The 2,550-nt window shown below is 29.6% G+C and carries 2 protein-coding genes; both read right to left on the bottom strand.

Translation table 11 applies throughout. The features are described 5' to 3' along the window. Positions 1 to 1,051: fibronectin type III domain-containing protein (locus VJ881_05045; protein HKL75415.1), on the bottom strand; the 1,051-nt coding region annotated here is incomplete at its 3' end. A 466-nt stretch (positions 1,052 to 1,517) separates the two neighbouring features. Further along, positions 1,518 to 2,550 (bottom strand): IS110 family transposase (locus VJ881_05040; GenBank protein ID HKL75414.1); only part of this gene is annotated, 1,033 nt, incomplete at its 5' end.

Raw genomic sequence — 2,550 nt, 5'->3', positions numbered from 1 at the left:
ATGTTATAACTGAAGAAGAATTGAATTCTCCTGCTATACCATTTTCACTATAACTTTGAACCCAATATACATAATTAGTTCCTTCATATAATTCACTATTATCTAAATAAGTAGTTTTCTTTATTGCTTCTTTTGTTAATAGAGTTTTACGACCATTTATACTTTTACTTCTGTATACCATATAACCTGCAACATTACTACTAGTACTTTCTGGCCAATTTAATACAATACCATTTTCATTATCTGTCGAGACTGATAGATACTCAGGAGGCATTGGTGGATATTCCCAATCCAAATTAATATTTAAATCACCATTTCCTACAAGATCAATAACTGCTTTAGCAGTTCGAGAGGGACGAATAAATATTTGTCCTTCACCAATTTCAGTTTTAGAATCATTTTTTAACTTAATACTCAAAGGATATATTCCTGCTTTCACATCAGAAAAAGAGGCAGTTGCTATCCCATTTGACATATCAATATTTAAGCTTTTAGTTCTAACATCTTCAGGGTTTTCCAGAGTTGTATTAAGTTCTACAATACCTGAATCAGGAGTAAAATCAGCAGGAATATTCACTTCTACATCTAAATCACCTTTTGCTATTTTTAATTTTATTGCTAAATTTGTTGTAGCTTCAGTAAAAATTGTAGTTTTAGCACTTCCTTCATAAATTACTTTTCCTGTCTCATCATTAACTACAACTTCTACAAGCAAATCTTCATTAGGTAGATTTTGTAATGCAATAGGTTTTTCATAATCAAAATTTGCCATATCAATAGTTTTTTCTTTAATTAATGATCCATCTTCCTTTTTAATTTTGATAATAACCTCTGAAAGAGTAATCTGTTCTTCAGAAGTACTCTGGATTTTTGCTGTTTTATCGGAATTTACTATTTTATTTATTTTAGTTTCTGGTTCATTAATTTTTAAGGATACTATACCATCACCACTTTCCGATAAACCACTATTTTCTGTTAGCTGGTTACTACACCCACTTAAGATAATTATTATACTAAATAGAAAAACTAAAAATTTAACTTTTTTGTTCAAATTAATCCCCTCCCTCTTGTTATTTAAATTAGCTCTTAAATACTCGTTTTTTCTCAGAATTTGACACCTCTTTAAATTGGACAGATAGTTATGTTTGATTTTATTATACTTATTTTCTAAAATCAGACAGACTCCAGGCTTAATTATTAGAATTTCTTTCAAAAATGGTATGTTTTGCCAATTGGATCTCCACTTAAACCATGGCAGTTTAACCTCCCATATCTCCCTGGGTCAATGCCCTTAAATTCCTTCGTTCTACCTGTCCATGGGTGGAGGCCGATTCTTGCTCCTTTGCTGGGTCTAGGCCCTAATGGAATAAAAATATCGGCTGCTCCTGGCTTCATTTTTTCAAGGAGTCATAATTGATACTTAAAGAGTATTATTGCTAATTTTTGCTTAAATTATTGATCTCAAAATACTTTCTTTTAACACTTTTCTACCTAAATACAATTTATATGTTTATTCATTATACTGCTTTTTTATATTCTTTTGGTCTTTTTATATCATTCAACATTTTTTCACCATCATATTCTATTTCTCTAGTTCCTAAAGTATATAATATCTTAATTAATTTACAACATATTGCTATTAATGATTGTTTTTTCTCTAGCGGGTTTTTTGAACGATTTTTATAATATTCATGTATCTGGCTGAATTCGTTATTATGCCTTACCAATGGCATTGATACTCTGTATAACAGTGATCTTAATTGCGGTCGTCCTCTTTTAGTTATTTTCGTTTCACCTTTATGTTTACCAGAACTATGCTCCATTAAATTTAAACCCGCTAATTTTATTATCTGTTTTGGATGATTGTAATCATCTAAATTACCACATTCTGATAAAAATCCAGCCACTGTCATTGCTCCTACTCCTGGTATACTGATCATTTCTTTAGCTCCAGGTATTTCTTTTAGTATTTTTTCTATTTTTTCTTCTAAGTTTTCTAGTTGCTTACTTAGTTGTTCATATTGTTTTAATAAGTTTTTTATTTCTAACTCAGCCATTTTTTTACCTGTTTGAATACCAATTGATCTTTGGGCACATCTTTTTAATTTTTTAGCTCTTTTTTTACCTACTCCTCTTTTAATGCCATCTTCTCTCCAGATATTTACTATTTCTTTCACCTCTGCTTTGTTTATTTTTTCAGGTAAAGGAAGATTTTTTAAAGTAGATAATGCTGCTTTTCCTTCCCAGTCTTTGAAAACATCATTAAATTCAGGAAAGTAAATATCTAACCAGCGAATTATACGATTTTGAATACCATTTAAATCTTTCATTAATCTTTCTCTGTGATTTATTGCTACTCTTAGTTCAGCATATTCTTTTTCAGGTAAATTTGGAGTTGAATATCTTCCGTCTTTAACTAATTGAGCAATTACTAATGCATCTTTTTTATCACATTTAGTTGGATTATTGTCATCTAATTCTTTACTTTTTTCTACATGATGAGGATTAACTGTTACTACTTTAAAACCACTTGCTGTAAAGTATTTATAA

This window comes from Halanaerobiales bacterium (genome assembly GCA_035270125.1).
Taxonomy (GTDB): domain Bacteria; phylum Bacillota; class Halanaerobiia; order Halanaerobiales; family DATFIM01; genus DATFIM01.
The sequence above is the reverse complement of the archived record's forward strand: the minus strand, read 5'-3'. Positions and strand labels throughout refer to the sequence as shown.